This window comes from Acinetobacter sp. BHS4, assembly GCF_018454425.1.
GTDB classification, from domain to species: domain Bacteria; phylum Pseudomonadota; class Gammaproteobacteria; order Pseudomonadales; family Moraxellaceae; genus Acinetobacter; species Acinetobacter pittii.
This window is the reverse complement of the sequence record NZ_CP075323.1, coordinates 1,896,834-1,917,916: the sequence shown is the minus strand read 5'-3', so window position 1 is coordinate 1,917,916 and position 21,083 is coordinate 1,896,834. Positions and strand designations below refer to the sequence as shown.

General features: G+C 38.8%; 18 protein-coding genes. 12 read left to right on the top strand and 6 right to left on the bottom strand.

The genetic code is table 11. The features are described from left to right. The first annotated feature begins 264 nt into the window (after positions 1-264). Entirely contained in the window at positions 265-1,020 is a 756-nt protein-coding gene (locus tag KIP84_RS09115; protein WP_068565733.1) for a hypothetical protein, read from the top strand. A gap of 270 nt (positions 1,021-1,290) precedes the next feature. Here KIP84_RS09115 and KIP84_RS09110 read toward each other — a convergent pair whose 3' ends face one another. Further along, complete coding sequence (locus tag KIP84_RS09110; RefSeq protein WP_060465690.1) at positions 1,291-2,520, bottom strand: diguanylate cyclase; 1,230 nt, start codon at positions 2,518-2,520, stop codon at positions 1,291-1,293. A gap of 320 nt (positions 2,521-2,840) precedes the next feature. Here KIP84_RS09110 and KIP84_RS09105 point away from each other — a divergent pair, with 320 nt between their 5' ends. Next, positions 2,841-3,593, top strand: coding sequence for an iron-containing redox enzyme family protein (locus tag KIP84_RS09105; RefSeq protein WP_002113940.1), 753 nt, complete (start codon positions 2,841-2,843; stop codon positions 3,591-3,593). A gap of 48 nt (positions 3,594-3,641) precedes the next feature. On the opposite strand, the gene KIP84_RS09100 is transcribed toward KIP84_RS09105, so the two are convergent. Both KIP84_RS09100 and lipA read right to left on the bottom strand, forming a co-directional pair. Then, positions 3,642-4,781 carry a hypothetical protein gene (locus tag KIP84_RS09100; protein WP_032003586.1) on the bottom strand — a complete coding sequence of 380 codons (1,140 nt, stop codon included), beginning with the start codon at positions 4,779-4,781 and terminating at the stop codon, positions 3,642-3,644. A gap of 156 nt (positions 4,782-4,937) precedes the next feature. Continuing rightward, complete coding sequence (gene lipA, locus KIP84_RS09095; protein ID WP_213689792.1) at positions 4,938-5,924, bottom strand: lipoyl synthase; 987 nt, start codon at positions 5,922-5,924, stop codon at positions 4,938-4,940. Between the two features lie 364 nt (positions 5,925-6,288). Here lipA and KIP84_RS09090 point away from each other — a divergent pair, with 364 nt between their 5' ends. From KIP84_RS09090 to KIP84_RS09065, 6 genes are read left to right on the top strand one after another with little or no spacing between them, the layout of a single operon-like run. Continuing rightward, the gene (locus KIP84_RS09090; RefSeq protein ID WP_213689791.1) at positions 6,289-7,251 is read left to right on the top strand and encodes a thiamine pyrophosphate-dependent dehydrogenase E1 component subunit alpha; all 963 of its coding nucleotides are present in this window, start codon (positions 6,289-6,291) and stop codon (positions 7,249-7,251) included. A gap of 13 nt (positions 7,252-7,264) precedes the next feature. Beyond that, positions 7,265-8,284, top strand: a complete 1,020-nt coding sequence (locus KIP84_RS09085; protein WP_001133054.1) for an alpha-ketoacid dehydrogenase subunit beta — start codon at positions 7,265-7,267, stop codon at positions 8,282-8,284. Between the two features lies 1 nt (position 8,285). Continuing rightward, positions 8,286-9,821, top strand: coding sequence for a 2-oxo acid dehydrogenase subunit E2 (locus KIP84_RS09080; protein WP_213689790.1), 1,536 nt, complete (start codon positions 8,286-8,288; stop codon positions 9,819-9,821). Between the two features lie 10 nt (positions 9,822-9,831). Further along, positions 9,832-11,235, top strand: coding sequence for a dihydrolipoyl dehydrogenase (gene lpdA / locus KIP84_RS09075; RefSeq protein WP_213689789.1), 1,404 nt, complete (start codon positions 9,832-9,834; stop codon positions 11,233-11,235). Positions 11,236-11,261: 26 nt separating this feature from the next. After that, a complete protein-coding gene (locus KIP84_RS09070; RefSeq protein WP_213689788.1) occupies positions 11,262-12,047 on the top strand; it encodes an acetoin reductase in 786 nt (261 codons plus the stop codon). A gap of 29 nt (positions 12,048-12,076) precedes the next feature. Next, a complete protein-coding gene (locus KIP84_RS09065; RefSeq protein WP_057092891.1) occupies positions 12,077-13,135 on the top strand; it encodes a 2,3-butanediol dehydrogenase in 1,059 nt (352 codons plus the stop codon). Positions 13,136-13,182: 47 nt separating this feature from the next. Here KIP84_RS09065 and KIP84_RS09060 read toward each other — a convergent pair whose 3' ends face one another. Together KIP84_RS09060 and KIP84_RS09055 are read right to left on the bottom strand one after the other, a co-directional pair. Continuing rightward, on the bottom strand, positions 13,183-14,094 hold the full coding sequence (locus KIP84_RS09060) for a bestrophin family protein (RefSeq protein WP_005305012.1): 912 nt from the start codon (positions 14,092-14,094) through the stop codon (positions 13,183-13,185). Positions 14,095-14,163: 69 nt separating this feature from the next. Next, positions 14,164-15,435, bottom strand: a complete 1,272-nt coding sequence (locus KIP84_RS09055; protein ID WP_213689787.1) for a sigma-54 dependent transcriptional regulator — start codon at positions 15,433-15,435, stop codon at positions 14,164-14,166. Positions 15,436-15,626: 191 nt separating this feature from the next. On the opposite strand from KIP84_RS09055, the gene KIP84_RS09050 reads away from it, so the two are divergent. From KIP84_RS09050 to KIP84_RS09035, 4 genes are all read left to right on the top strand, one after another. Then, positions 15,627-16,322: an MBL fold metallo-hydrolase gene (locus tag KIP84_RS09050; protein ID WP_213689786.1), complete on the top strand. Its 696-nt coding sequence runs from the start codon at positions 15,627-15,629 to the stop codon at positions 16,320-16,322. Positions 16,323-16,331: 9 nt separating this feature from the next. Further along, complete coding sequence (locus KIP84_RS09045; RefSeq protein ID WP_213689785.1) at positions 16,332-17,987, top strand: bifunctional protein tyrosine phosphatase family protein/NAD(P)/FAD-dependent oxidoreductase; 1,656 nt, start codon at positions 16,332-16,334, stop codon at positions 17,985-17,987. Between the two features lie 173 nt (positions 17,988-18,160). After that, positions 18,161-18,952 carry a sulfite exporter TauE/SafE family protein gene (locus KIP84_RS09040; RefSeq protein WP_017399570.1) on the top strand — a complete coding sequence of 264 codons (792 nt, stop codon included), beginning with the start codon at positions 18,161-18,163 and terminating at the stop codon, positions 18,950-18,952. A gap of 109 nt (positions 18,953-19,061) precedes the next feature. Continuing rightward, positions 19,062-20,069 (top strand): homoserine dehydrogenase, encoded by a 1,008-nt coding sequence (locus tag KIP84_RS09035; RefSeq protein ID WP_063098788.1) that lies wholly within the window; start codon positions 19,062-19,064, stop codon positions 20,067-20,069. 31 nt (positions 20,070-20,100) lie between these two features. Here KIP84_RS09035 and KIP84_RS09030 read toward each other — a convergent pair whose 3' ends face one another. After that, positions 20,101-21,018 (bottom strand): DMT family transporter, encoded by a 918-nt coding sequence (locus tag KIP84_RS09030; RefSeq protein WP_213689784.1) that lies wholly within the window; start codon positions 21,016-21,018, stop codon positions 20,101-20,103. Positions 21,019-21,083: the final 65 nt, after the last annotated feature.

The following is a 21,083-nucleotide window of genomic DNA, read 5'->3' as shown; positions in this document are numbered from 1 at the left end:
TAGATTATGATCTATTAAATTTTAAATTATTTTCTTGTCTTATAATCTCTATATAAATATAATACCGGCGATTTATTTTTGAATATATTTATCTTTTGGCTTTGAAAATTAAAGCTTTATTAATTTACTTAGTACATCAGATATCTATATTATTTCTTAAAACTGATTTTAGTAAAATTAGTTTTATATGACTTTTTTACATTTTAAATTTTATTACTTTAACAAATACTTTTTAAAGTCATCATTGAAATTGGGGAAATATCAATGAATCAATGCACATATAGAATTGGCTGTATGTCAAAGGATAAGCTATTGCCTAAAAATTTACAGGCAATGATAAAAGTTATTCATGACTTGTCTTTGTCATCTCAGTTATCTGAAAACTGGGTGTATAATGATGATAATCCAGATATACATATTATTGATTTAGATAGTGGTTATACCAATATTCTTCTTCCTAAAAAAATTAAAATCGTATTAAGTAATAATCCCGAACTTTTAAGAGGTTACCAATATAGGCTGAAAAGACCAATACGCTATCCAGAACTTTTGAATATTTTAAAAGAAATAGAAAACAATGAATATTTTCAAAAGACTCATCAAGAGCGTATAACAAATAATAAAAATATAGCCACTATAGACTCTTTGGAAACGAAAATTTCATATAAACTGGTTTGTTACCCGAATTTCAAGAATATTCATGACGAACAAATCGTTAATGTAACTAGAGTTTGCACTTTATTATCTATTGAATCAAAAACAGTTCAAGAGATTAAGAAGTTTTTAAACTTATCTGTAGATGAAATACAAAAAATTATAGAAATTATTAAAAAAGAAGCTTATCCAAACTATGAAACGATACATGAAAATATTGTTTCAATACTGCCATTTTCAAGTGAGACTATTCCTGTCGTACCACAAAGAATACAGCAAAGTTTATTGCTTAATTTTATCAATAAACTCTGGAATAAGTTAAAAGTAAAAAATTTAATGAACTGGCGCATTTTTAAATTAGAGTAGTTGAATAATCATTTTAAAGATAAATATTTAAAATATTTTACACGTATAAATGATATAAATTTACCATAGGGTTTATATAAATTATTTCTAGTAAGATATTTTAAGACTAAATTGAAGAAATGTAGGGTATGTACTAGATTTAAATTACATGTTAGCTTTTCCAACGGCTGGGAAAAGCTAATTGATTATTTCTAGTCATTTTAATTTAAAGAGGGAAGCTATAAAAGATCATAACTATTCAAAAGTCATTTTGAATAACGGTCTGACTTTCTAAGTCAGATCTACAATTTGTTCTTCGTTTACAGCAATCTTATATTGATTACGTCCATTGGTTTTTGCTTTATATAATGCATGGTCAGCTCGTGCAACAAAAGCAGAAATAGAATCGTTTAGACGTGGAATTGTAGTTGCGACTCCTACACTAATAGTGACATGTGGTGAAACATCACTACATGGATGCTTAATTGCAATTCTATTAATCGCATTCATTAAACGTTCGACTTGTATCAAAGCTTGCTGAGAATTTGTCATTGGGAATAGTAGTAAAAATTCTTCACCACCATAACGAGCAACTAAATCTCCACTACGAGCAGCGATAGAAGAAATAGCGATGGCGATTTCTTTTAAACATTCATCACCTTTGAGATGTCCTAGCGTGTCATTGTATGCTTTAAAATAATCGATATCGACCATCATAATGGTGAGTGGGGTTTCATGTCGTAATGCACGGCGCCATTCATTATCCAAGGTTTCATCTAGATAACGTCGATTGGCTAAACCAGTAAGTGCATCTTGCTGGGAAAGCAAAGATAATTGCTGTGCTTGCTGCATGAGCTCAATGCGATTCAGCTCGATCATGCAGTTTTGTAAGTAGTTTTCTCGATGTTGGCGGTCAGTTGCATAGGCAAGGGTCATTCCCAAGAAACTACTGAAGGTGTAAGTTCGGTTTAAGAACGTCCAGTCGATCACACCATTTAAGTAGTTGCTTGCTAAAATTCCAACCAGTCCTCCCATCCATCCAGCAAATATAGCCGTATAGAAGCGCATACCAACAGCACCATAAATAATAACGATTGCATACATCATCGCAGCATGAAAAAGAACATTATCTTGTCCATTCTCAATAACGTTAATTAAAATAAAAGTAATTGCTACCGCTAAAGCCGAGCCAATTCCTACATAATAATCAAAATACTGATTTAATTTTTTAATAAATGATAAAATCCAAGCGATAAGAACAATTACACCTACCCAAGAATAATAGCTAAACCAGGATAAAACTTGCTCACTTGGTAAAACTTGATATATACCAAAGCTTAAAAATATATATAATATTAAAATAATAGGCGCTCTATAGCGGAACTCATAGGCAGCGCCATTTTGGTATTGAAAACGATAAATCGTTTCAAGCTGCTTTGGAAACCATACGAAGTTTAGTCCTCGTGTGGTTAATAAATCTATTTGTTCCTGTCCCAATATATTGGAACCTTGCAACTTCATAATTAATGCTCTCTATATTGGAAGTTGTCATAAAATGAGACTTATTTTAAGTAAAGTTCCATCTAAAAATATTGATTATATAATGTGTGGTTTATTCAAAATAATAATACAGATTTTTTAAAAAAGTAATGATTTTTATCTATGTTAAATGTGATAAAAATCACGACATTTCAATGATTAGCCTAGTAATTATCTAAAGCTCCCCAATCCGTCGAAAAAAGTTACAAATGGTCTATTACCGATTGTATCTTTATCATTTTCGGATAGACTTATAGCGTGAAATACAGATGATTGCTGTCATATAAATAGGAAAATTAGCAATGACTGCTCTAAATCAATATGGAATGAATTTAGAAATTACGCCGCATAATGGATGGTCACAACGGTTCTGGGACGACCTGTTACCAGCTAAAGAACGGGTGAGTAAACATCCGTTCTTTACGGAAATGGCCAATGGGGGATTGAGCCTAGATAGTTTCCGTTATGCTTTACTTAATTTCTATCCATTAGTCGCCCATTTCCCGTCATATATGGCTGGAGCATTGGGGAAAGCGACTGGATTTTCTGAACCGGGAGTTACTGAAGCTCGAGATTGGTTAATTCAAAATATTAAGGTGGAAGAGCGACACTTAAAATGGTATCGCGATTGGGCTGGAGGTTTTGGCTTAACAGTTGAAGAACTTGATCATGTAAGACCACCCGCTGCTATGAATGCTGTAAACCATTTTCTATGGAATATGAGTCATCGAGGCAATTTGGCAGAATGTCTGGCTGCAACAAATTTGGCGATTGAATGGGCAACTGGAGATTGGTCTATTCAGGTGTATAAAGGTATTCATACCTATACTAATCATCCTGAAGTCACGATTGATAAACGTTCTTTAGCTTGGTTACGCGCGCATGCACATTACGATGATCTTCATCCTTATGAAGCTATGGAGTTGATTAAACGCTTATGTAATGACCGTCCTGACTGGCAGCAAAAAGCATTTCATGCTGCTGAAGAAGGGCTACGATATTATGAATTAGCTTTGGACGACTGCTATAGGGTACAGCTTCAAGCCTCTGCTTGATCTAGCCTTAAAAAGGGAGAATATCGTATGGATATTCTCCCTTTTATTTTATTCGAGCAACTTTAAGAGTTTAGTTCGATAAGGTGTTTCTTCGGGTAATAATTCAAGTAAACGTTCAACGGCATCTACACGGTCTGGTACACGACTGACCACTCGTAATAATTGATCAATATCTTCAATTTGATAAATCACATGACTCAAACGAGCGTCAAAACAATCTCTCCATGCGCATAAAAAAGGACTTTCTGATTTAGCTAAGAAACTTCCTCTATAGAGTGTAAGCGTAGTTGATGTAAAACCAAGGTTTAAGGCTTGTTCGGCCATTAAAAAATCACATTGAATTTCGCAGTTAAGTCTATATGGTCGTGACTCGATAACATCGGGTATTAAGTTTCTGAGTTGAGAAAGTTCTGCTTTTAAAGTGGTGGTACTTACAGGTCGATCACCATATAGAGCATAGTGAAGTTCTTCAAGATTAATCCCTTCGGGACAAAGAGTTAAAATACACAGAATCTCAATTTGACGTTGAGTCAATGTAAGGCTGTGTTGGTTATATTGAACTTTAGGAGTACCGAAAGCTTTAATATATAAGATATTTTTCTGATGAAGCTGAATTGCTTGTTTAACAATGTCAGCACAACGCTCTACTGCTAAAACTCCAAGTGAATTATGTTTTTGATATTTGGTCGATAAATTCATAATTCCATAAAACTGACCTGTATTTGTATCGGTAATCGGTGCTGCATAACAGACCCAGTCTCTGACACTATTCATTTGGTTTTCATGTGAGTAAACACAGCTTGCAGAATGTGTATTTAATGCTAGACCAATGGCGTTTTGACCTACTGCCTGAGTAGACCACTGACCACCTTCAACAAAGTGTACTTGCTCAGCCGATGAGCGCATAGGGTGACTACTCCATGTCCAAAGTAGAGTACCATGAGGATCAGTCACACCAATGGCCATATCGGCATCTTCGGCAATATGCATTAAGTTGCGATGGCACTCGTGAATCGAACGACCAAATAATGAGTGTTCCCATTCCTCACCCAGATCAAACAAAGGTGCTGCTTCAAGGTCAAGTGATGGTTTTTTTCCTAATTGTTTAGAATGAGATGAGGATTCCGACCGAAATAAGGACGGACTAGTGTCTATTAAAGGCGATGATAATTGTTCTGACATATCCATATCGAAATTCCTTTATCATTGAAATGGCGTATCCGTAGCCGCTCAACAGTTATAACTTTCTTATTGTGACTATTTCCTAGTTATCTCCTTACCTTAAATAATTTTATAAGTCTTGACCATTATCCTATTGGATAAGTTTTGTTAATTGTCTAATCATTAAGATAAGACATCTTGTCGGCTGAAAGGCTTTGGCACTTCTTCTCCGAAATATTGTCGATCAGCAAAATAGCTAGAACGAACCATAGGTGCACTCCAAATATTTTTAAAACCTAATCGCTTACCGTGTCGGGTATATCGTTCAAATTCTTGTAAATTTACAAACCGATGAATAGGCGCATGTGATTTTGAAGGCTGAAGATATTGACCAATCGTGACAAGATCGACTTGATAGTCTTTTAAATCGTTGAGTAGGGCAAGCACTTCAGCCTCTATTTCTCCTAATCCAACCATCAGGCCAGACTTGGTTTTGATATCGGGACAATATGCTTTAAAGCGTTTAAGTAACTCTAGTGAATGTTGATAATCTGAACCGGGGCGCATCGCTTTATATAAACGAGGAACGGTCTCAATATTATGATTAAACACATCGGGTGGTGATAAGCTTAATGTAGAGAGTGCTGTTTCTAAACGGCCACGAAAGTCCGGAACTAAAATTTCAATCAGCGTATCTGGACAACGGTTTCTGATTTCTTCAATACACTTCACAAAATGTGCTGCACCACCATCGTGTAGATCATCACGGTCTACAGAGGTAATGACTACATATTTTAAGTTTAGGTTAGCGACCGTCTCAGCTAGATGTTTAGGTTCATTTTCATCTAAAGGCATTGGACGACCATGTGCTACATCGCAGAAAGGGCAACGTCTTGTACAAATATCTCCCATAATCATAAATGTTGCCGTACCACCGCCAAAACATTCAGGTAGATTTGGACATGCGGCCTCTTCACAAACACTATGTAGCTTTTGTTGGCGTAATAAATTTTTGATACGTTGAATTTCTTCGAAATCAGTTATTTTTGCTCGAATCCATTCAGGCTTTTTAGGTAATTCTTCGGTAGGTAAAATTTTAATGGGAATACGAGAAACTTTATCTATTCCTCTTAACTTAATACCTGTTTCTATTTGCCTTTTTAAGTCCATATATAAAATTCCATTTTATATTAAATTAATTTGCAACTAGACTGGTTATAATAAAAAACCTTATTTCTATAAATAAGAAATAAAGAATTTATTAATGCGTATAGTGCACAGCAAATATTATAAATTAATAAAGGTTGGTTAAAGGTTTGTTTCACAAGTGAATGAAATTAATTAAAATTTTTTAATTTTATTTTTGTGGTGTAAGTTTGTGATAAATAAAAATTAATAGCTAAAAAACTTATTTAAAACTTTTTAGTCTAATAGCATATTAAATTAAATTGAGCTTTATTATTTATAGCGAAATATATAACACTCGCTGAAACTTGGTTGATTTTTAATAATCAAGATAATAAAGGAAAAGGATATGCAATTAACGGAAGAGCAATTACTCGCAGCATATAAACGCATGCGTGATATTCGTGAATTTGAAGATCGACTTCATGAAGAAAATACCAATGGTGATATTCCAGGCTTTATTCACTTATACAGTGGTGAAGAAGCTGTAGCAGTCGGGATTTGCGAAAATTTAACCGACAAAGACTATATCACTTCAACACACCGTGGACATGGACACTGTATTGCAAAAGGCTGTGACATCCACGCCATGATGCTGGAAATTTTCGGTAAAGATGATGGGCTATGCCGTGGAAAAGGCGGTTCTATGCATATTGCCGATTTAGATAAAGGTATGCTCGGTGCCAACGGGATTGTGGGTGGTGGACCTCCTTTAGCCATTGGTGCAGCGTTGACAGCGAAAACCTTAAAGACTGGTGGCGTCGGACTTTCTTTTACAGGCGATGGTGGTTCAAACCAAGGCCTTACTTTTGAAGCGATGAACATGGCTGTTGTACTTAAACTTCCAGTAATTTTCGTTTTCGAAAATAACGGTTTTGGTGAGGGGACTGGTCATGATTACGCTGTAGGAAGCAAAGACATTGCTGGTCGTGCATCAGGGTTCGGTTTACCGGCAGTTAAAGTTGATGGTACAGACTTCTTTGCTGTCTATGAAGCCGCTCAAACTGCCATTGAACGTGCACGTCGTGGTGAAGGTCCAAGCGTGATTGAAACCATTACAAATCGTTTTTATGGCCACTTCGAAGGTGACCCTGGCTTGATTCGTTCTAAGGAAGAAGTCGAGTTCATCAAGGAAAACAAAGATCCTTTGAAAATTTTCCGCGAGAAAGTCAAAGGCAAAATTGATGAAGCCAAACTAGACGAGATTGATGCATCTTCTAAGGCAAATGTTGATGATGCCGTTGCTAAAGCTCGTGCTGCGGCATACCCAAAACCAGAACAACTCCTTACTGACGTCTATGTCTCTTACTAAAGGAATAGTAAAGATGCCAAATAAAAGTTTTCGTAATGCAATTAAAGAAGCCATTGAATCAGAAATGCGCCGTGATCCAACCGTATTTGTTGTTGGTGAAGATGTTCGCGGTGGGCACGGCGGTAAAAACACTGAAGAAAACCAGTTAGAAGGTTTCGGTGGTGTATTGGGCGTAACCAAAGGTTTATGGACAGAATTTGGTTCGGAACGTGTTATTGATACGCCAATTACCGAGTCTGCAATTATCGGTATGGCCGCTGGTGCTGCAGCAACAGGTTTACGTCCTGTTGCCGATTTAATGTTTATGGATTTCTATGGCGTGTGCCATGACATGCTCTATAACCAAGCCGCTAAATTCCGTTATATGTTCGGTGGAAAAGCAAAAGCACCCATGGTTGTACGTGGCATGATTGGTGCGGGTTTTTCTGCGGCAGCTCAGCATTCTCAGTCGCCATATAACGTATTTGCCGCGGTTCCGGGCTTAAAAGTTGTGGTTCCATCTAGCCCATATGATGTGAAAGGGCTATTAATTCAGGCCATTCGTGATGACGACCCTGTAGTGTTCTGTGAACATAAAATGCTCTATGACATTAAAGGCGAAGTTCCAGATGATGCCTATACCATTCCTTTTGGTGTAGCAAATTACACCCGTGAAGGGACAGATGTGACCATTATTGCTTTAGGCTTGATGGTACACCGTGCCAATGAAGTAGCAGATAAACTAGCAAAAGATGGCATTTCGGTTGAAGTGGTAGACCCTCGTACAATTTCACCTCTGGATGAAGAAGGAATTTTAGAGTCTGTTGCATCAACTGGGCGTGTGGTTATTGTGGATGAATCAGCGGCACGCTGTGGCTTTGGTCATGATGTGGCTGCACTAGTTGCACAGAAAGGTTTCCACTATTTGAAAGCACCTGTTGAACTCGTAACGCCACCACATACGCCTGTCCCATTCTCTCCAGTTTTAGAAAAAGAATGGATTCCAAGTGTAGAGCGTATTGAGCAAGCTGTGCGAAAAACATTGGAGGCTTAGGATGAGCGAAATTAAAACGCTGGAGATCCCGAAATGGGGATTATCCATGGAAGAAGGCACGATTGCCCAATGGTTGATTAAAGAAGGCGATAGCTTTAATAAAGGCGATGAAATTTGTGAAATTGAAACCACAAAAATCGTCAATGTATTAGAAGCGCCTTTTGCTGGAACACTCCGTAAAATTTTAGCAAAAGATGGTGATACTTTACCTGTTGGTGGCCTTATTGCCGTATGTGCTGAAAGCCAAGTTTCTGATGCAGAAATTGAAAAATTTATTGCGTCACTAGGCGGTTCAGCAGCTCAAGCACCTGAAGCACCTTCGGAACAAAGTAAAGCGGAAATATCTGCACCTATTGCTGAAAAAGCAGAACAACCACAGACTGTAGCAGTTAGTGCTTCAGCTCCTGCAAAGGTCGCTAAAGGTGACTATGCTGTACCCGAGTCATTACAAGGTTATCAAACATCTAATGAGTTGTTTGCAACGCCGCATGCATTGAAGCTTGCAGAAAAACACAATGTAAACTTGGCAAAAGTCACAGGTTCTGGTCGTGAAGGACGTATTAGTGTTCAAGACATCCAGAAGGCTGTACAGGCTGCTGGTGGTCAGTGGCCTGATGTTAAGCAGCAAACTCAAGTTAAAGTGGTTAAATCTACGGCCGATGATAGCCAAGTTTTAGCGACACCTGTAGCACGTCGTTTAGCAAAGCAGTGGGGCATTAACCTAAATGACTGCCGTGTTTCAGGTACTCGTGGCCGTGTCTGTAAAGAAGATGTTGAAGCGGTTTACTATCGTAATAACCCAACGTCGGTAAATGAACAACTTGTGCAATGTGCTGCTCAACCACAATCGACTGTTACTACGGTTACTATGAATGGTATGCGTAAAGCGATTGCTTCACGGTTACAGGCTGCAAAACGTAATGCACCGCATTTCCGCTTAGTGGTCGATCTAAACGTAGAAGCTTTGCAAAAACTACGTAAGCAGATTAATGAGACTGTTCCACAAGTGAAACTTTCTATTAATGACATGCTAATTAAGGCAGCGGCGGCGGCACTGATTAAAGTACCTGAAGTGAATGTTCAATTTGATGAGGCGACTCAATCAATTTTACAGTTCTCTCAAGCGGATATTTCGGTGGCCGTAGCGATTCCAAACGGTTTAATTACACCCATTGTGAAAGCAGCGAATCAGAAGTCTTTAGCACAAATTTCTGATGACATGCGTGATTTGGCAACCCGTGCCAAGACTGGCAAGTTACAACCTGATGAGTTTCAGGGCGGCAGCTTTAGCATTTCAAATTTAGGAATGTTAGGCATTAAACAGTTCGATGCCATTATTAATCCACCGCAAGGTGCAATTATGGCATTAGGCGCTTCTGAATCACGTGCTGTTGTTGAAAATGGCAATGTCGTGGTTCGTGAGATTGTCACAGCGACGTTGTCATGCGATCACCGAGTCATTGATGGTGCAGTTGGGGCGAAATTCTTGGCCAGCTTTAAGCAGTTTGTTGAAAACCCTGCTTTAATTTTGGTGTAGGAGAACCCGCATGTCAGAAGCTCAATTTGATTTAATTGTGATTGGCGCGGGACCGGGTGGGTATGTGGCTGCAATTCGTGCAGCCCAGCTCGGATTAAAAACCGCAATTGTAGAAGAGCAACATTTAGGCGGAATTTGCCTAAATTGGGGCTGTATTCCAACCAAAGCTTTGCTTGCAGGGGCAGAGCTTGCAACTCAGTTTAAACATGCCGGACAGTTTGGTTTTCAGGTATCTCAACTCGATTTTGATATTCAAAAGCTTGTGCAACATAGCCGACAAGTATCAGCTCAGTTAGTACAAGGCATCGATTATTTACTTAAAAAGAATCAGGTGACAGTGTTTAATGGCCGTGCTCAACTTACGGCTAAAGAAAAACTTGAAGTGACCGATGCTCAAGGTAATAGTCAGGATTTGAGTGCACCACATATCATTTTGGCAACTGGAGCTAAAGCTCGACATGTTCCTCAGCTTCCCGTAGATGGAACATATGTCTGGAGCTATAAAGAAGCGCTTGTTCCAGAGCAATTACCAAAAAGTTTACTGGTTGTAGGCTCAGGTGCAATTGGTAGTGAGTTTGCTAGTCTTTATCAAGACTTGGGGTGTCAGGTCACACTTATTGATTTAGCCAAGCAGATTTTACCAACCGAAGATGCAGAAGTTGCTCAATTTGTCAGAAAACAATTTGAACAAAAAGGAATGAAAGTCTTAACCGATGCTGTCGTTCAAAGTACTCAAATTGAAAATGGTCAAGTTCACTGTGTGGTTGAAACGGCAAATGATATTCAAACGCTTGTTTTTGACCGCGTGCTTTCGGCAATTGGTGTACAGCCTAATACCACGGGGCTAGGACTAGAACGTTTAGGTGTAGAACTCAACCCACAAGGTTTTGTGGCAATTGATGACTATTGTAAAACCAACGTAGCGGGGCTTTATGCAATTGGTGATGTGGCTGGTGCACCGTGTCTTGCCCATAAAGCAAGCCATGAAGCCATTATATGTGTCGAGAAAATTGCTGGTGTGGTAAACGTACATTCACTCGATCGTAGCCAGATACCGGGTTGTATTTTTACACATCCACAAGTGGCGAGTATTGGTCTAACAGAAAATGCAGCAAAAGCTAAGAATCTACCTATACGTATTGGTAAGTTTTCTTTAACTGCAAATGGTAAAGCTTTAGCAATTGGAGATGCGTCAGGTTTCGTTAAAACGGTGGTACATGCAGAAACGGGTGAATTACTTGGTGCACATATGGTAGGCCATGAAGTGACTGAACATATCCAAGGCTTTGCGATTGCCAAATATCTAGAAGCAACTGATGAAAGTTTAGCTCAAGTGATTTTCCCACATCCAACCTTATCAGAAGCCATGCATGAGTCCATTTTGACCTCAATGCAACGAGCGATTCATATGTAGAAATTCTACATTTACAGGAGTTGAACATGGTTAAGGGATTAAAAAATAAAATCGTTTTAGTGACTGGGGCAGCTCAAGGCATTGGCCGTGGGATTGCCCTACGCTTGGCGCAAGAAGGAGCACATATTGCATTAGTTGATATGAAACAAGATCGACTGAACGATGTGCAGCAAGAAATTCAGGCTTTAGGTGTAAATGCGAGCACATTTATTGCCGATGTCAGTGACCGCGAGCAAGTGTATGTCGCTATAAATCATGTTGAGCAGACACTTGGTGGATTTGATGTCATGATTAATAATGCTGGAATTGCCCAAGTTCAGGCGATTGCTGATATCACACCTGATGAATTTCAAAAAATTGTTGATATCAATATTGGTGGAGTGCTGTGGGGCATTCAGGCTGCTGCTGCAAAATTTAAGCAACGCCAACATAAAGGAAAAATCATTAATGCTTGCTCAATAGCGGGCCATGATGGGTTTGCTTTACTTGGTATTTACTCGGCTACCAAATTTGCGGTACGAGCACTTACCCAAGCTGCGGCAAAAGAATATGCCAGTCACGGTATTACGGTAAATGGATATTGTCCCGGAATTGTCGGAACGGACATGTGGGTTGAAATCGATAAACGTTTTGCTGAAATTACCGGTGCAGCAATCGGTGAAACTTATAAAAAGTATGTGGAAGGCATTGCTTTAGGTAGAGCCCAAACACCAGATGATGTAGCTGCATTAGTTGCTTTTCTGGCAAGTGAAGATTCGGACTATATAACGGGTCAATCCATTTTAACGGACGGCGGAATTGTCTATCGCTAAAACAACATCCTGATTTGAGGGAGATAATAATGAAAGCAGCGCGTTTTTATGACAGAGGCGATATTCGTATTGAAGATATTCCTGAACCAAAAGTCACTCCCGGCACTGTAGGCATTAAGGTAGCTTGGTGTGGAATCTGTGGTACAGATTTGCACGAATTTATGGAAGGGCCAATTTTTATTCCACCGTGTGGACATCCGCATCCTATTTCAGGTGAATCTGCGCCGATTACCATGGGACATGAATTTTCAGGTGTGGTTTATGCCGTAGGTGAAGGTGTTGATGATATTGAAATTGGCCAGCATGTAGTCGTAGAGCCTTATATTGTGGCCGATGATGTACCGACTGGACCGGGTGATAATTATCATCTTTCCAAAAATATGAACTTTATTGGTTTAGGTGGTCGTGGTGGTGGTTTATCGGAAAAAATTGCGGTTAAACGCCGTTGGGTGCACCCAATTTCCAATAAAATTCCACTCGATCAGGCAGCCTTAATTGAACCGTTATCGGTAGGTCACCATGCTTTCGTACGTAGTGGTGCAAAGGCTGGTGATATTGCACTGGTTGGCGGTGCGGGGCCAATTGGTTTATTGCTTTCGGCAATTTTAAAAGCGAAAGGTCTTAAAGTCATCATTACCGAACTAAGTGCAAAACGTAAAGAAAAAGCCAAAGAGTCGGGTGTTGCAGATTATATTTTAGACCCGTCAGAAGTTGATGTTGTTTCTGAGGTCATGAAAATCACTAATGGTGATGGTGTCGATGTCGCGTTTGAATGTAGTAGCGTTAACAAGGTATTAGATACTTTGGTTGCGGCAGTGAAACCAACAGGCGTTATTGTTATTGTTTCGATTTGGAGTCACCCAGCATCAATTAATGTGCACAGTGTGGTAATGAAAGAGCTTGATGTACGAGGCACAATTGCCTATGTAAATGACCATCAAGAAACCATTAAACTGGTAGAAGAAGGAAAAATAAATCTGGAACCTTTTATTACGCAGCGTATTCAACTTGATGATTTGATTTCACAAGGCTTTGAAACTTTAATTCATAATAATGAGTCAGCCGTTAAGATTATTGTACATCCATAAACAGACACTTAAACCTATAAAAAAGAGCGATGATTCGCTCTTTTTTATTAAAGTAAATTGTTGTTTTGAGCTTCAATAATAGGGGGTAATGGCTGCCCTAATGAACTTAGAGACTCACGTTCAATCAAACGTACAATTGAATCTAGCGGTAAATCATTTTCTTGCAAACCAAAAGGTTCTTCAATTTGAGCACTTAAAGCATCTAAACCTAAAAACATATAAGCAATTAAACCGACAATAAGCGGTGTCCAAATACCTAAAGCTGCTTCAAGGCTAAATGGTAAGATGAAACAGAAACAATAAACAGCACGGTGCAAAAGTACTGAATATGAGTAGGGCAAAGGTGTCCCCGCAATACGGTCACAACCCGCTTGAATATTGCCTAACTCAATAATATGTCGATTTAGCGTGCTATAGATAATGTCACTAATTTCGCCATCTTTGAGTATTTTAACTAAATCTTTTTGAATATTTTCGAGTACAAACTGAGGGGCATTAATATGCTCATTTAAATAATTAAGTGAAGAATTATTTAAATAGGCATGCTCAAGAAATTTTGTGGGTTCGACTGTTTGTTGACGCAGTCGATCACGCAACAAGTTACTAAAAATTAAGACCTGATGAATTAAATGTTCACGTTGTTCATTAGATAGAACATGGCTGTCTCTAACAATATGTCTGGCATTGGCAATTAATGCACCCCAAAGTTTGCGGCCTTCCCACCAACGGTCATAACACGCGTTATTTCGAAAACCCGTACAAATCGACAGAATCACACCGAAGATGGTAAATCCAATTGCAGGTACGGTAGGAATTTGAATCCAATGATAATAAGAGAGCCAGACCACACATGCTGAAATAAGGACAACAAAACTCAGTGCTGGCAAAACCTTCGGTAAAATTGTTCCTTTCCAAGCAAATAAAAGTTTAAATACATTGCTTTTATCACGAACAATCATATAAAGCCTTTGAACTAATGAACCTAACCAAGTGCAATATGATACGCCTTAGACGAGCTAAATACCTAACTAAAGCTTATGCTTTTGTCTATATCGCCAAAGGGTAGTACGGCTAATTCCAAAAATATTCGCGACCATATTTAAGTTATGGTTATATTTTTCTAAAGCGGCTTGTACATTTTCAGGGGTAAGTTCTGTATTTGACTCAGGCAATTTAACGTAATCATCTGCATTTAAAAGCTCATTGGGTAAGTCTTCGACTTCAATTTCATCCTTACCATTTGCCATGGTTAACGCATAAAGTAGGGTGTTTTTAAGCTCACGAACATTTCCTGGCCAGTCATAATTTAAAAGAACTTGCATGGCTTTTTGATTGACATGACGAGGCATGGTGTCGAGTTGAGTGGAGCTTTCTTTTAAAATCTGATCGACAATAAGTGGAATATCGACTTTCCGCTCTCTGAGTGGTGGTATAAAAATTGGAATCACACGCAAGCGGTAAAGCAAATCGTGACGGAAACGCCCAGCCTTAGCCTCTTCGCGTAAAGCTTTATGTGTTGCGGTAATAATGCGGACATTGGCTTGAATCGGTTTTTCACCACCTACAGGAGTAAATTCACCTGTTTCTAACACTCGTAATAATTTAGCTTGAAGTTCTAAAGGAATCTCGGCAATTTCATCCAGAAACAACGTTCCGCCAGCAGCACGTTCAAACACGCCTTTATGGTCACGAATTGCTCCCGTAAAAGCACCTTTCACATGTCCAAACAGCTCACTTTCTAGAATATTGGCATTAAGGGCAGCACAGTTAATTGCCACAAAAACCTTATTTTTACGTTGGCTATAATCATGAATTGCTTTTGCCACAAGTTCTTTACCGCTACCAGATTCACCGCGTACGAGCACTGGAAACTCAGTAATAGCCACTCTTTGAATGATTGAAAACATACGGGCCATTTCTGGTGAACAACTATTGAAAACTTTAGCCAAGTCTTGCAATTGTTCTGTTAGCTCTACTTGATCAGCAATATCATTCTCTATGCTAACGGGCTGTAGAATATGCAATTTCCCGATAATACGATGTTCTGCGATGTAAATATCATTTTCCTGATAAATGAATCGCTTTCTCATTTTAGGAGTATTAATTTCAAGATACTGATTATGATGGTCTTGAGTAAGTGCTGCCATGCTCTCCACAGAAATGTCATCTGTATTAAATTTATAGTGAATTGCTTGAGTAGATGTGTCCGCTAAAAACAGAATCGCATTTGGGAATAGAGCTTTAAGCTGCTCAAATAAAATATAAAAATCCTGTTCTAACTCAAAATTTAACTTTGCCATTGTCTGTGTTTCACATTCGTTTCATTGAAACATACTTGAGTTTCAAAGGAACATCAAGCTGCGTTTGTTTTTTAACTTTAATTTTACTTATTATTTTAAATAGTTGATTTTTATATTTATTATTTAATTTCAAATAATTGGCATCTTATTTGCAAAATATAGGAAAGAAATAAATTATTAGGGTATAAATCATGTTCTTTAAGCAGTTTTTTGAGCAGGAAAGTTCGACTTATACATATATGCTTGGGTGTAAAGAAACACAAGAGGCTGTTTTAATTGACCCAGTTGCATCAGATATAGAGATTTATATAAAAGAATTAGAGCGGTATCAATTTACGCTCATCTATACCTTAGATACCCATGTTCATGCAGACCATATTACTGCTGCAAATTTACTTCGTGAACGTTTTCATTGCAAATCGGTTTTACATCGAAACTCAGAAGTAAGTTGCGGAGACATTTTAATTACTGATGGTTGCATGCTTAAAGTTGGCAACCTCAGTATTGAGGCGCGTTACACACCAGGTCATACCAATGCTTGTACGAGTTATTTGGTTGAAAACATGGTTTTCACTGGTGATGCATTATTAATTGACGGCTGTGGTCGAACCGATTTCCAGCAAGGTAATGCAGGCACACTTTATGACAGTATTCATAAACAACTTTTCAGCCTACCTGACGACACTATTGTGTATCCGGGGCACGATTACAAAGGTCGCCTGTCTTCAACGATTGGTTATGAACGCTTAAATAATTCACGTTTAGGTCAGAATCGCTCACGAGAAGATTTTATTGAATTAATGAATAACTTAAATCTGCCATATCCAAAACAAATCGATAAAGCACTTCCTGCCAATCAGGCTTGCGGCTCAATTTCACAATTATAAGGTGGCAATATGGAACTTAAACGAGTTAATCAAGATTTTTATGTTGCTGACCAGATTACTGCCAACGATATTGCAAAAATTGCAGACCAAGGAATAAAAACACTGATATGTAACCGACCAGATGGAGAAGGTGCAGATCAACCCAATGTGATTGAAATTGAAGAAGCAGCTCAGCGACATGGCCTAAACGTAATCTATCAGCCTGTTACCAGTGGCAAAATTACCGATCAACAAGTTACCGAGTTTAAGCAGCTTTATCAGAACGCTCAGAAACCTGTTTTAGCGTATTGCCGTTCTGGTATGCGTGCAATCAGTTTGTGGGCTTTGGCTGAAGTTTCTCCACCAGATGCAGCACTGTTAGTAGAAGCGGGTAATAAGCTTGGGTTTAATTTGAAAGGCTTGGTGCCACGTATTTTAAAACGTGATCATGAACCAGCGACAATTCCTTGTTATAGCGTTGTGATTGTGGGCGCTGGAGCAGCAGGAATTTCTGTAGCGTCTAGTCTTTTATGTCGTGAACCTCATTTAGATATTGTCATTATTGATCCGGCAGATACCCATTACTATCAACCGGGTTGGACTATGGTCGGTGGTGGTATCTTTAAACCCCAAGTAACCGCACGCTCAATGGCAAGTGTGATTCCTTCAAAAGTGAAATGGATGAAAGCTGCTGTTGCTGGATTCGACCCTGAGCATAATCAAGTTATTTTGGAAGGATGCCAACCCATTCAATATAAAGCTTTAGTCGTCTGTCCCGGTTTAAAACTGAATTGGCATGGAATTGAAGGTTTAGTCGAAACCTTAGGAAAAAATGGGGTGACGTCTAACTATCGTTATGATCTAGCGCCGTATACATGGGAACTGGTGCAACAGCTAAACGGTGGAAAGGCAATCTTTACCCAGCCGCCTATGCCGATTAAATGTGCCGGTGCTCCTCAAAAAGCGATGTACCTTTCAGCCGACTACTGGTTAAAGCAAGGCAAACTTAAAGATATCTCTATCCATTTTTATAACACTGGTGCTGTTTTATTTGGTGTGAAGGAATATGTACCTGCACTAATGCAATACGTTGAAAAATATGGCACTGAACTTCATTTTAACCATCAACTTGTCAAAGTAGACGGGCCTGCAAAGAAAGCATGGTTCAAAGTCGTGAATGATGAAAATGCAGCATTGGTCGAAACTGATTTCGATATATTACACGTTGTTCCACCGCAACAAGCACCTGATTTTATTCGTGCAAGCACACTCACTGATGAAGCAGGCTGGGTGAGCGTGAATCCTCAAACCCTACAACATACACAGCATGCCAATATTTTTGCTTTAGGTGATGTGATGAATGCGCCTAATGCCAAAACTGCTGCTGCGGCACGAGCACAAGCTCCGATCGTTGCAGTAAATGTTCTCGCACAACTGAACGGTGAGCAAAATTTATGTGAATACAACGGCTATGGCTCATGTCCACTCACCGTAGAGCGTGGAAAAATCGTTCTGGCTGAGTTTGGCTACGGCGGCAAATTACTTCCAAGTTTTCCGAAATGGATAATTGATGGGCAAAAGCCATCTCGTTTGGCTTGGCTGCTTAAGGAGCAGATTTTGCCACCGATTTACTGGCAAGGCATGCTCAAGGGCCGCGAGTGGATGGTCAAACCTGAGCGAGGATAAGTAAAGCAACGCTTTACCCGAGCGCAAGACGAGAACTATGTTCGAGTTAAGAGGATAAGTAAAGCAACGCTTTGTCCTGAGAAGCGACTAAAGTTTCACAAGAAGACGGATCTATTCACTCATTAACCAGCAGTCTACTGCAAATAATGTATATGCAATTTTAGGCTTTTGATATGTTATTACTTGTCGTTGAAGGCATCGTGATTGGCTTTTTACTTGGTCTTACTGGTGCAGGTGGGGGTATTCTTGCTGTACCCGCGCTCATGACCAGTCAAGGCTGGAGTGTGGCGCAAGCTGCACCGATTGGGTTGTTGGCGGTTGCGCTATCTACTCTCATAGGAACCATTGAAGGCTTATTTAAAAAGATTGTGCGTTATCGCGCTGCAATCTGGATTGCCCTAATTGGTGCTCCTATGGCACATATCGGCATTTTAATAGCCAACGCGATTTCACCTATTTGGCTCATGTTAATGTTTAGCTTGGTCATGTTTACAGTGGGCTATCGACTTATTAGTAACCGAGTATCAGACTTTCATAACCCGCCGTGTCAGGTTAACCCAAGTACGGGACGCTTTATCTGGAATTTTAAAACGGGAAGCGTTCTTGCCAGCATCGGAATTATTGCTGGGCTTTTAACAGGCATGCTAGGGGTTGGTGGCGGCTTTGTAATTGTACCAGCGCTTAGAAAAGTCACAAATTTGGATATGCATAGCATTGTTGCAACGTCACTTATGATTATTTTTCTCATTAGTGGAATGAGTATTGTGATGCATATTGCAGAGGGTTTTCACTATCCAGTAGGCATTACCAGTGCGTTTGCGCTCGCATGTGCAGTTGGTATGTTATTAGGGCGCAGAGCTATTCGTTTTATTCCGTCTGCAATTGTGCAAAAAGTCTTTGCTTTAATGGTTTTTGCTGTCGCAATTTATATGGTTATTAAGATTGTTAATCTAACAAATATCTGAGCGATATAGTATTTTAACCATCTCTATAATTAGCAATTTTCCAAAGACGAGATGTTAAAATTCTCTTGGGAAATTTGATTTAAACGATATAAATTTTTGAGAAAGTGAAATGAAGCAAATTAATGTGGCAATTTGTGGTTTTGGACGGATTGGGCAACAAATTGCAGAGCTTCTTTTAAATCGATCGACCTACTATAAACAAAAATATCAAATTGATGCCCGTTTAGTGGGCGTCTGCAACTCATCATCAGGTTTAATTGATCAAGAAGGTTTACAAGCTTCAAAGTGGCTAGATAAAACAAAATATCAAGTAGGCCTAACAGAGCAAAAGTTTTTAGAACAGGTTCAAGCAGATGTCATTATTGAGACAGGGCCAAGTGACTATGTGACAGGTGGAAAAGGCCTATTTTATTTAGATTATGCTTTAACACATAGCATGAATGCGATTGCGGTATCTAAAGGTGCTTTAGTCGTAGATGGTAAAAAATTAGTTAACTTGGCACATCAGCACAATAAAAAACTATTTTTTAGCGGTGCGACAGCTGCTGCCTTACCGACTGTTGATTTGTTTGAATATAACTTGGCTGGCTGCCAAATTTTAGAAATAGAAGGTGTGTTTACAGGCACCACGAATTTTATTTTGAATGATATGTTGCAGCATGAATGTACGTTTGCAGAATCTCTTGAAAAAGCTCAAGCAAAAGGTATTGCGGAACCTGACAGTTCTTTCGATGTAGATGGATGGGATACCGCTGCAAAAATTACTATACTGGCAAATACTGTTTTGGGGGCTGATGTAAAAATTCAAGATATTCCAAGACAAGGAATCAGTCACGTTACGGCTGAACATATTCGTGGTTGGAAAAAAGAAAATGTAATTCCTCGTCTGGTCGGTTTTATTCACATTAAGAATCAGCAAATTCAAACAGGTGTTGAATTAAGATTAGTTGCAGCAAATCATCCTTTTGCTCATCTGCAAGGTTCTAATAAATGCATTCGGGTGTTAACGCAAGAAATGGGTGAACTTGTTGTAAGTGGAGGAGCATCTGCGCCTTTAGCTACGGCAGCTGCGGCTTTAAAAGATTTTGAGCTGATGCTAAAAACGGGCTACTGCTGAAATTAATTATGATTTATAAAAAAGCAGGCTATTAAGCCTGCTTCTCACAACTTTTTTGACTATTAAATAACTTTTTTCCAATTTCAAATTTACTAAACATTAAGTAGTTACCAAGTAAGATTAATAAAATTCCAAATACCGCATTTAAAGTCCATACATATCCTTCAAAGAAAGTAGAAACTGTTAAAGCAACTAAAGGAAAGAGCAACGTGCTATAGGCTGCTTTGGCTGCACCAATTCGCCCAACCAAAGAAAAATAAGCAGAGAACCCAATAACCGTACCAAATACAGCCAAGTAAAGTACCGAACTTAAAAATGGAAAATTCATCGGCGGCATTAAATCTTGGCCAGTAAATAAAGCTAGACTTAACATCACCAATGCCCCATAAGTCATGGCATAACAATTTGTTGAAAAAATATTTAGGCCACATTTTTGGTGTCTAACACTAATCATGTTCCCTAAAGAAAAACCGTAAGTACCTATTGCACATAGCCCAATACCCATCAATAACTGCGTATTAAACTGGCTATTAATCAGGTCATGCCAGAACAGTAAAACAATACCACTTAGGCCCAAAAGTGCAGCTGGCGCAAAGTTTGGGGAAGGCTTCTGCTTAAAAAAGATAAGCGCATTAATGGCATTAAAGAAAACAGCCATCGAAAAAATGACAGACTCTAAACCGCTATTTACATATTTAACCGCAGTATAAAAACAAATAAAGTTTAGGCCGAAAACACAGAGTCCTTGCAGCATACAGAACAAATGATCTTTTAAAGCAATTCGCTGTAATTTCCCTGAAAATAGTAAAACAACCCACAGTAATAAGGCTGAAATGGCAAAACGCCATAAAATTGCGACAACGGGCGTTGCATAGTGGCTTTGAACGGCAATTCCAATCCATGTTGTTCCCCAAATCAACACCACCGCAACATAGAGTAAAATATTCATAACTTCATCCTCGATTACCAAGCTTAAGTATCTAGGAATGCTTCATTTTTCACGTATATATTCTT

Excerpts from the sequence above, each read along its gene's own strand:
- KIP84_RS09115 (WP_068565733.1), top strand. The coding sequence starts at position 265 with ATGAATCAATGCACATATAGAATTGGCTGTATGTCAAAGGATAAGCTA.
- KIP84_RS09110 (WP_060465690.1), bottom strand. The coding sequence starts at position 2,520 with ATGAAGTTGCAAGGTTCCAATATATTGGGACAGGAACAAATAGATTTA.
- KIP84_RS09105 (WP_002113940.1), top strand. The coding sequence starts at position 2,841 with ATGACTGCTCTAAATCAATATGGAATGAATTTAGAAATTACGCCGCAT.
- KIP84_RS09100 (WP_032003586.1), bottom strand. The coding sequence starts at position 4,781 with ATGGATATGTCAGAACAATTATCATCGCCTTTAATAGACACTAGTCCG.
- lipA (WP_213689792.1), bottom strand. The coding sequence starts at position 5,924 with ATGGACTTAAAAAGGCAAATAGAAACAGGTATTAAGTTAAGAGGAATA.
- KIP84_RS09090 (WP_213689791.1), top strand. The coding sequence starts at position 6,289 with ATGCAATTAACGGAAGAGCAATTACTCGCAGCATATAAACGCATGCGT.
- KIP84_RS09085 (WP_001133054.1), top strand. The coding sequence starts at position 7,265 with ATGCCAAATAAAAGTTTTCGTAATGCAATTAAAGAAGCCATTGAATCA.
- KIP84_RS09080 (WP_213689790.1), top strand. The coding sequence starts at position 8,286 with ATGAGCGAAATTAAAACGCTGGAGATCCCGAAATGGGGATTATCCATG.
- lpdA (WP_213689789.1), top strand. The coding sequence starts at position 9,832 with ATGTCAGAAGCTCAATTTGATTTAATTGTGATTGGCGCGGGACCGGGT.
- KIP84_RS09070 (WP_213689788.1), top strand. The coding sequence starts at position 11,262 with ATGGTTAAGGGATTAAAAAATAAAATCGTTTTAGTGACTGGGGCAGCT.
- KIP84_RS09065 (WP_057092891.1), top strand. The coding sequence starts at position 12,077 with ATGAAAGCAGCGCGTTTTTATGACAGAGGCGATATTCGTATTGAAGAT.
- KIP84_RS09060 (WP_005305012.1), bottom strand. The coding sequence starts at position 14,094 with ATGATTGTTCGTGATAAAAGCAATGTATTTAAACTTTTATTTGCTTGG.
- KIP84_RS09055 (WP_213689787.1), bottom strand. The coding sequence starts at position 15,435 with ATGGCAAAGTTAAATTTTGAGTTAGAACAGGATTTTTATATTTTATTT.
- KIP84_RS09050 (WP_213689786.1), top strand. The coding sequence starts at position 15,627 with ATGTTCTTTAAGCAGTTTTTTGAGCAGGAAAGTTCGACTTATACATAT.
- KIP84_RS09045 (WP_213689785.1), top strand. The coding sequence starts at position 16,332 with ATGGAACTTAAACGAGTTAATCAAGATTTTTATGTTGCTGACCAGATT.
- KIP84_RS09040 (WP_017399570.1), top strand. The coding sequence starts at position 18,161 with ATGTTATTACTTGTCGTTGAAGGCATCGTGATTGGCTTTTTACTTGGT.
- KIP84_RS09035 (WP_063098788.1), top strand. The coding sequence starts at position 19,062 with ATGAAGCAAATTAATGTGGCAATTTGTGGTTTTGGACGGATTGGGCAA.
- KIP84_RS09030 (WP_213689784.1), bottom strand. The coding sequence starts at position 21,018 with ATGAATATTTTACTCTATGTTGCGGTGGTGTTGATTTGGGGAACAACA.